Annotated in this window: 9 protein-coding genes; 4 read left to right on the top strand and 5 right to left on the bottom strand. The window is 62.9% G+C overall.

Translation table 11 applies throughout. From position 1 onward, the window contains the following. Positions 1-305 precede the first annotated feature (305 nt). From EOA85_RS19940 to EOA85_RS19930, 3 genes are read left to right on the top strand one after another with little or no spacing between them, the layout of a single operon-like run. Complete coding sequence (locus tag EOA85_RS19940) at positions 306-656, top strand: cupin domain-containing protein (protein ID WP_127210881.1); 351 nt, start codon at positions 306-308, stop codon at positions 654-656. A 24-nt stretch (positions 657-680) separates the two neighbouring features. Continuing rightward, entirely contained in the window at positions 681-1,025 is a 345-nt protein-coding gene (locus EOA85_RS19935; protein WP_023800538.1) for a cupin domain-containing protein, read from the top strand. Between the two features lie 19 nt (positions 1,026-1,044). Next, positions 1,045-2,553: an aldehyde dehydrogenase family protein gene (locus EOA85_RS19930; protein ID WP_127210880.1), complete on the top strand. Its 1,509-nt coding sequence runs from the start codon at positions 1,045-1,047 to the stop codon at positions 2,551-2,553. 32 nt (positions 2,554-2,585) lie between these two features. On the opposite strand, the gene EOA85_RS19925 is transcribed toward EOA85_RS19930, so the two are convergent. The 5 genes from EOA85_RS19925 to EOA85_RS19905 form a co-directional block, all read right to left on the bottom strand. Beyond that, entirely contained in the window at positions 2,586-3,347 is a 762-nt protein-coding gene (locus tag EOA85_RS19925; RefSeq protein ID WP_127210879.1) for a glucose 1-dehydrogenase, read from the bottom strand. Positions 3,348-3,357: 10 nt separating this feature from the next. Beyond that, positions 3,358-4,170, bottom strand: a complete 813-nt coding sequence (locus tag EOA85_RS19920) for an ABC transporter permease (RefSeq protein ID WP_127210878.1) — start codon at positions 4,168-4,170, stop codon at positions 3,358-3,360. Beyond that, positions 4,170-5,033, bottom strand: coding sequence for an ABC transporter permease (locus tag EOA85_RS19915; protein ID WP_127210877.1), 864 nt, complete (start codon positions 5,031-5,033; stop codon positions 4,170-4,172). Before EOA85_RS19915 ends, EOA85_RS19920 begins: the two co-directional genes overlap by 1 nt. A gap of 76 nt (positions 5,034-5,109) precedes the next feature. Continuing rightward, positions 5,110-6,273 carry a spermidine/putrescine ABC transporter substrate-binding protein gene (locus EOA85_RS19910; RefSeq protein ID WP_127210876.1) on the bottom strand — a complete coding sequence of 388 codons (1,164 nt, stop codon included), beginning with the start codon at positions 6,271-6,273 and terminating at the stop codon, positions 5,110-5,112. Beyond that, positions 6,254-7,390, bottom strand: a complete 1,137-nt coding sequence (locus EOA85_RS19905) for an ABC transporter ATP-binding protein (RefSeq protein ID WP_127210875.1) — start codon at positions 7,388-7,390, stop codon at positions 6,254-6,256. The genes EOA85_RS19910 and EOA85_RS19905 overlap by 20 nt, the downstream gene beginning before the upstream one ends. A 113-nt stretch (positions 7,391-7,503) precedes the next feature. Between EOA85_RS19905 and EOA85_RS19900 the strand changes: the two genes are divergently transcribed. After that, the gene (locus EOA85_RS19900; protein ID WP_029349248.1) at positions 7,504-8,316 is read left to right on the top strand and encodes a LuxR C-terminal-related transcriptional regulator; all 813 of its coding nucleotides are present in this window, start codon (positions 7,504-7,506) and stop codon (positions 8,314-8,316) included. The last annotated feature ends 171 nt before the right edge of the window (positions 8,317-8,487 follow it).

Raw genomic sequence — 8,487 nt, 5'->3', positions numbered from 1 at the left:
CGATCTTTGCTCAACCTCCCTTGGCAACCCTGCGCCAAAATCTCCATGCCTTGCGACATCGATGGCGTGAACCACCACGAAAGCGCAAATTTCAGTCCATGCCGAAGCTATCTTAGCGCATATGCCCCACAAGGAGGGAGATTGGCCGTCATCAGTGCTTACGCCAATCGCCAACTTCGCAAATGGGGCGCTCTCGGCGAGGCTGCCGATCTCCCCCCAACTGGGGGAGATGTCCGGCAGAACAGAGGGGGCTCCGTAGAGCGAAGGCCTCTCGAAAATGAACGTCGCACCAACGGAGTACCCACATGACCTCCTCCGCGCCACATCTCCACCAGGCTTCCACCCGCGCCGACCTCATCGACTGGGGCACCCAGCCCAATGCGCTGGAAGGTGCTTCGCACTCGACCGGCAGGCTGGTCCACAAGGGGCCGAACAACCAGCCGGAATCCGGCATCTGGGTCTGCACGCCCGGCCGTTGGCGGCTGGCGATTCCGCACGACGAATTGTGCCATTTCGTTGCCGGCCGCGCGACCTACCGATCAGATGACGGCGAGGTGATAGACGTCTCCGCCGCCACGGTGGTCATGTTCCCGGCCGGCTGGGCGGGTGAATGCACCGTCCACGAAACCATTCGCAACATCTACATGCTGGCCTGAAGCCAGCCACTGGAGCTTCACGACATGCCGACACCGATCATGAAATCGCCGCTTGCCCTCACCGACCTGGTCGACTGGGGCGTCATCCCCACCATGATCGAGGGCGAATCCCGCACCTCCGGCAAGCTGCTGCACAAGGGACCGGAGGGCCGCTCCGAATGCGGGCTGTGGGTCTGCACCCCAGGCAAATGGCACTGCCATGTCACCCGCGACGAGTTCTGCCATTTCCTCGAGGGACGCTGCACCTATGTCCACGAATCCGGCGAGGTTATCGAGATCGAACCAGATACTGCGGCGTTCTTTCCGCAGGACTGGAAGGGCGTTTGCACAGTCCACGAGACGATCAAGAAGGTCTACATGATCCGCTGAGCGGGTTGAAAGGAAGACCATGGAATTCTCCGCTGACCGGCCAACCTTTTTCGTCAATCCGGATTATCGGCCGATGACCGGTGCGGCAAAACCAGTAATCGATCCGGCGACGCTGGAAACCGTGGGCGCCACCGCTGCCGCAGCCGACGGCGAGATCGATGCCGTGCTCACCGCGGCGACCAAGGCGCAAACGGCGTGGAAGAAGCTCGACGCCAAGAGCCGCGCCAGACATCTGCATGCTGTCGCCAACGCTATCGAGGGGGCCGACTTCACGCGCTGCGCCGAGCTGATGGTGCGCGAGATGGGCAAGCCCTATCCGGAAGCGATCGGCGAGATCGCCAATTGCGCACCGATCTTCCGCTATTACGCCGAAATGGCGCGTGACGACGCCGGCAAGGTCGCCGGCACGACGCAGGCCGGTTCGTTCCAATATGCGCGCTACGAGCCCTACGGCACCTCGGTGCATATCATGCCTTACAACTTTCCGATCCTGTTGATGTGCTGGACCGTCGCCGCTTCGCTTGCCGCCGGCAATGCCTGCGTGATCAAGCCGGCGGAGGCGACGACATTGTCGACGCTGGATTATATCAAGGTGTTCCGCTCACTGCCGGAGGGCCTGGTTTCCTGCCTCCCCGGCGGGGCGGCCACCGCTCAGGCGCTGATCGCTTCCGACCGTACCCATGCGGTCGCCTTCACCGGCTCGGTCGCTGCCGGCAAGGCCGTCGCCGTCGCCTGCGCCGAGCGCATGAAGCCTTGCGTGATCGAGGCCGGCGGCAGCGATCCGCTGATCATCAGCCAACACGCCCCGCTGGACGTGGCGGCGGCCGGCAGCGTCACCGCCGCGTTCCACCTCACCGGCCAGGTCTGCACTTCGGCCGAACGATTCTTCGTCGTCGATGCCGTTCACGATCGCTTTGTCGATCTGTTTGCCGAGAAGACACGGACGCTGCGCATCGGCAACGGCCTCGACAAGACCGAGATCGGGCCGCTGGTCAGCGAGGCGGCGCGGACGAAAGTCATGCGGCTGGTCGACGATGCGATCCGAAGCGGCGCCAAGGCGGTCACCGGCGGGCGCATTCCGCCGGCGCACAATGTCGGCTGGTTCTACGAGCCGACAATCCTGACAGGCATCACTCCAGACATGGCGATCGTGCGCGAAGAGTGTTTCGGACCGGTCGCCGCGATCTGCCGGGTCAAGGATTTCGACGAGGCGATAGCGCTTGCCAATGACAGCCCGTTCGGGCTCGGCGCCTCCGTGTTCACCACCGATCTAGCCGAAGCGCATGAGGCTGCGGAGCGGCTCGAGGCCGGCATGGTCTGGGTCAACAATCCGCTGATCGACAATGACGCGCTGCCGTTCGGCGGCTGGAAGGCGTCTGGCCTCGGCCGCGAACTTGGACGCCAGGGACTGGATGCCTTCCGCCGCTCGAAGATGGTCATCATCGACCACAAGCCAGTGATCCAGGACTGGTGGTATCCCTATCCCGACAGCTGGTTCCGCGAAGCCGGCGGCCGCAAGCACGTATGAGGTGACACGGCCAAGCGCATTGTCGCGAAATGTCAGCCGATGCTCTCGCCGCCGTCAATCACCAAAGCCTGGCCGGTCATGAAGGACGAACGATCGGAGACGAGGAACAGGATCGCTTCGGCTATTTCTTCGGCGCTGGCCCAGCGCTGCATGGGAATCTTGGTGCGGACATAGCGTTCGATCGCATCCCGCCCGCCCATCTGGGCGATGAAGGGCTCGTTGAAGGGCGTATCGACCCAGCCCGGACAGAGTGCGTTGACGCGGACATTGTGCGTGGCATAGTCGAGCGACATCTGCCGGGTCATCGCCACCACGGCATGTTTTGAGGTTGCGTAGGCGATCATCTCGCGGTCGTAGAACACACCTGAATTCGAGGCGGTATTCAGGATGACGCCGCCGCCCTGTTCGATCATCGACGGCATGACGAGCCTGGCAGCGAGGAACTGTGCCCGCACATTGATCCGCCACGAGGCATCCATGCCGTCGACGCCGACTTCGGTCAGCGTACCGCCGACCTGGACTCCGGCGTGATTGTGCAGGATATCGATCCGGCCATGTTTGCCCAGCGTTCCAGCGATGAGTTGCTCGACCGCCGCGTCCTCGCCGACATCCGTGGCGATCGCCTCGGCCCGGCCGCCGGCGGCACGGATGTTGAAAGCGGTGGCTTCGCCGGCAGCCTGATCCCTGTCGGCGATCACCACCACCGCGCCTTCCCTGGCGATGATCATGGCACCGGCGCGCCCGATGCCCGACCCGGCGCCCGTCACCACGGCGATGCGATCTTTCAGAATCATGTTGCGACTTTCAGTTGGATGGTTTGCGTTGGCGCAATTGCCATTGGGCAAGCACCACAAGCAGCACCGAGGCGACGAGCACGATCGTCGCGATGGCGTTGATTTCGGGCGTCACGCCGCGCCGGATCGAGGCAAAGACATAGATCGGCAACGTCGTCTGTGCGCCGGCGACGAAGAAGGCGACGATGAAATCGTCGAAGGAGAATGTGAAGGCGAGCAGGAAGCCGGCGATCACCGCCGGCATGATCTGCGGCAACACGATGCTGCGGAAAGTCGTCAGCGGGGTGGCATAAAGATCACTCGAAGCCTCGACCAGATTGCGGTCGAGGCTGCCGAGGCGTGTGCCGACGATCATCGCCACCAGCGCCATCGAAAACAGGCCGTGCGCGGCAATGATCGACCCGTAGCCGAGCGCCAGCCGTGGCGGCTGGTCGTTCGGCCACAGCGACGCGAGAAACGGATTGACGACCCCAAATAGCTGGACGAGCGCGACCAGCGTCGAGATGCCGATGACGACGCCCGGAACGACGATCGCAGCACCGAGAAGCGCATCGAAAACGGCGCGTGTTCGCGCGCCGACACGCGCCAGGCCCAGCGCCGCCGCCGTGCCGCACAGCGCCGCGAGCAACGCGCTGGTGGTGGCGATGAACAGGCTGTTCTTCAGCGCTTCGACCAGGAAAGGGTTCGACAGCGCCTTGCCGTACCATTGCACCGAAAAACCGGTGAGCTCGCTGGCGTGACGGCCGACATTGAAGGAGAACAGCACCACCAGCGCGATCGGCAGGTACAGGAAGGCAAAGACCGCAACGACGAAGGCGCGCATCAGATCAGGTCCACCCGACGCGCGCCCGAAAGCCGGGTCGAAATGCGGTTGGCGGCAAGTAGCACCACCACCGAAACCAGAACCAGCGTGATCGCGATTGCCGATCCGAACGGCCAGTTGCGCGATTGCAGGAACAGGTCGACCAGCGCGTTGCCGATGAAGAAGACCTTGCCGCCGCCGAGCAGCGTCGGAATCAGATATTCGCCGAGCAGCAGGATCATGACCAGCGAGAAGCCGGTCATCACACCCGGCAGCGACAGCCGCAGCGTCACACCAAGGAATGTCGAGACTGGTGTTGCGCCTAGGTCGGCCGAGGCTTCCAGCAGCCGGCGGTCGAGCCGCTCGAGGCTGACATAGATCGGCAGGATCATCAGCGGCAGATAGCCATAGACGATGCCGAGCAGGACTGCGCCCGGCGTGTTGATCAGCCGCACATCTTCGAACCCGACATAGGCCAGCAATGCCGGGATGCCGCGCCCGCCCAGAATATACATCCAGGCGTAGGTTCGCATCAGTAGGCTAGTCCAGAACGGGATGACGACAAGCGCAAGCAGGATCAGCCGCCACCGCTCCGGCGCGCGCAAGGCGAGGTAGTAGGCGACCGGATAGGCGACGAGAAGACAGGCCAGTGCGCCCGCCGGCGCCAGCACCATCGTATTCCAGAAGGCGGCCGCCCGCGCCGGAAGATTGGCATATTGCGCCAAGGTGAAAGCGGCCTGATAGCCGCCTTCCGGCGCCCGCTCGCCAACGCTGAAAACGGCGATCGCGACGAACGGCAGGACCAGAAAGACCACCAGCCACGCGGTTGCTGGACCGAGCAGCAGCGCGGTCAGCAGATTGTGACGAAGGACATTGCTGCGCATTGAAAAACCGCCCCGGTGCCGGCGGACATCTGCCCGCCGGTAGAGTTGCCTGCATCGGACCTATGGCCCGCCCGGTTCAAGCCGACTTGAAGCGCGCCATCAGTTCGGCCCGGCCCGGATCGGTCAGCGTCGCAGCCGCACCGAATTCCAGCGGCTTCAGCAGATCCGCCGCCGGGTAGAGGATCGGATTGGCCAGCACTTCCTTTGGCAGCAGCGCATTGACCCGGGCATCGGTGGAGGGCGCACCGTTGGCCAGGTGCTCCTTGACCGCGACTTTGGGGTCCATCAGGTAGTTGAGCAGGGCATAGCCGGCGGGCTTGTTGGGCGCATCCTTCGGAATGGCGTAGAAGTCGGTCCAGATCTCGCCGCCCTCCTTGCCAAGCACATAAGCGATCTCCGGAATGTCGCGGTGAAGCTGCGCCCCGTCATTGGTCCAGCACATCGTCATCCAGGCGTCGCCGGCACGCATCGACGGCTGATAATCGCTGGAAACCGCAAACAGATGCGGCTTGACCTTCAGCAGCAGTTCCTCCGCCTTGGCGAGTTCGTCCTGCTTCAGCGAGTTGAACGAGAAGCCGAAATATTTCAGCGCATTGCCGATCGTGGTGAGCTGGTAATCATGAACCATGGTCCGGCCGTCGCCTTCCGCCATGGCCGTGTCCCAGAATTCCTTCCAGCTCGTCATCGGCTTGGTGAGCTTCTTGGTGTTGACGGCAAAGCCGGTGGTGCCCCAATTCTTCGGCACCGCGTAGGCCACGCCGTCGATCGTGCCTTCCCCAGTGAAGCGTGGGTCCTGTTGCGAGCCGTCGAAATTGGCGAGCTTGGCCATGTCGAGCGCTTCGATGATGTCGAGTTTCTTATAGGTGGAGATCGTGTAGTTGGTCGGCACGAAAAGGCTCCAGCCAGAAGCGCCGGCCTGCAGCTTGGCCAGCATCTCCTCGTTTGACCCGAACACATTGACCTCGACGGCGACGCCCGTCTCGGCCTTGAAATTCTCGAACGTCGCCGGGTCGTGGTAATTGGGCCAGGTGGCGATCGACATGCGGTCGCCAAGACCCTCTTGGGCGAAGGCCGGCGACGGCATAATGCCGAGCTCGCGGGCCATCACCGCCGTTGCGATGCCAAGACCGGTGAGGCCAAGGAATTCGCGGCGGCCGATGGAACCGCGCTTGAGGCGCATCAATTGGTCGACGAATTTTTCGGGGCTTATCGGCAGTCCGTCACGATATGATTTCGACATGTTTGTTTTCCCTCTGGTTGGTCCCGTTGTTCTTGGTATCAGGAAACGCGAGCGGCGTTCCGGCTGTAAAGCCGATGGCGACGGGTTCACCCGGCTTGAAGAGATTTTTACTGCCGATCAGGTGATCGGCCTTGGCGAGCAGCGTTCCGATACCCCCGACCTCGATCGCATATTCCGCGGTCGAGCCCAGAAAGATCCGGTTGCGGATAATGCCGTTGAACCGGCCGCTTCCCGGCGCGCCGAGGCTTAAAGATTCAGGACGCAGGCTGACCGCAACGGCTTCGTCCTGCCGCAGCGAAGTCCGCTTGCGCGCGGCTATGACGGTACCGTCGGCAAGCGCTACCTCGACGAGGTTGCCCGAGTGCCCGGCGACCTTGCCGCTCAAGAGATTGGTCTTGCCGACGAAGTCGGCGACGAACAGGTCGGCGGGCTCGTCATAGATTTCGCTGGGCTGTCCGAGCTGGACGATGCGCCCGCCATTCATGACGCAGACGAAATCGCTCATCGACAGGGCTTCTTCCTGGTCGTGCGTGACAAGGACGAAGGTGATGCCGATCTCGCGCTGCAGGTTCTGCAACTCGATCTGCATGTCTGTGCGCAACTTCTTGTCGAGCGCCGCCAGCGGCTCGTCGAGCAGCAGCACCGCCGGCTTGTTGACCAGCGCGCGCGCCAGGGCGACACGCTGCTGCTGGCCGCCGGAAAGCTCGTGGATCTTGCGGCGGCCGTAGCCGGCAAGCCGCACCATGGCGAGCGCCTCGCCTGCCCTCAGGCTGATCTCCCGCGGCGCCAACCGCGGCCGCGCCTGGCGCAGCCCATAGGCGATGTTGTCCTCGACATCCAGATGCGGGAACAGCGCATATTGCTGGAACACCATGTTGACCGGCCGCCGGTAGGGCGGCGTGCCGGCCATATCGCGGCCGCGGATGAACACCGCACCTTCGCTCGGCTGTTCGAAGCCGCCGATCATGCGCAGGCAGGTTGTCTTGCCGCAGCCGGACGGCCCGAGCAGAGCGACAAAGGCAGATGGCGGGATGGCAAGATCGATGCCGCTGACCGCAGTCACGCTGCCGTAGCGTTTGGTGACCCCGCGAAACTCGATATCGGGTACTGCGGTCAAAGCTGCGGGCTCCAGCGAAGGCGATTTTCACGACGCTATCAGAGCCAACGGTGACTAGTATATACCTCGCGGGTGGTATACTTGGTCTATTTTCTCATTTAAAGGGGTATAAATTGAACGTATCGCGCAGCGACGAATACAACCAGCTCGCTGCGCTCATCGCTGCGACACGGGAGACGAGCGGCGAGCTTTTCGGCAAGGCGATGGTCACCTGGCTCCGGCAGCATGTCAGCTTCGATCACTGTGTGGTCTTCGGGTATCGCGGCGCCTCGCGCCCGCCGCTGCTGTTCGAGACGTTCTCGCCAGCCGAAAGCCACGTCTTCGTAGCGCTCTATCAGGAGGGGCCTTATCTGCTCGACCCGTTCCACCACGCGGCGGTCGAGCGCAAGGAAGGTTTTTGGCGCATGCGCGAGCTGGCGCCGGACCGCTTCTATGCCAGCGAATATTACCGCTCCTACTATAGCCAGACCAAACTGGCCGAAGAGGTCGGCTTCTTCGTGCCGCTGCCGGGAAAGGACGCGCTGGTGGTCTCGCTGATGCGACTGCATGCTTCGGGACCCTTCGGAACCGCCGATGCCAGATTGCTGCGCGACATGGCGCCGGCGGTGATCGGTTTCGCAAGGCTGCGCTGGCCGGCCCTTCCGGCCGACGAACCGGCAGAGACGAAGCAGGACGAGGCGATTGCGCCGGTCAACGAGTTTGAACGTGCTCATATCTGGAAGAGCCTTTCGCTCACACCGCGCGAAAAGCATGTCGTCGATCTGGTGCTTCAGGGACATTCCACGGAATCGATAGCCAGGGCGATGCGCATCGTACCGGGAACCGTAAAGGTCCACCGCCGCAACATCTATCGCAAGCTCAAGATCAAATCGCAGGCTGGTCTTTTCGCGCGTTTTGTCGAGATCATGGACGCGCGGATTCGGTAGTCCACGGTTTTCTAAAATGGCCTCGCTCAGTTTAGCTGGCGACGCCTTCCCAGGCGCCGGTTTCGGCCATCTGTCTGAGCAGCGGCGCCGGCTTAAAAAAATCCTTGCCGGTCCGCTCGTGCCAGTGGTCCAGCCGTCCGATGATCTTGTCGAGTCCTTCGAGGCCCGCCC

Origin of the sequence: Mesorhizobium sp. M5C.F.Ca.IN.020.29.1.1 (assembly GCF_003997375.1) — a bacterium.
GTDB lineage: Bacteria > Pseudomonadota > Alphaproteobacteria > Rhizobiales > Rhizobiaceae > Mesorhizobium > Mesorhizobium wenxiniae.
This window is presented reverse-complemented; position numbering and strand designations above follow the sequence as displayed.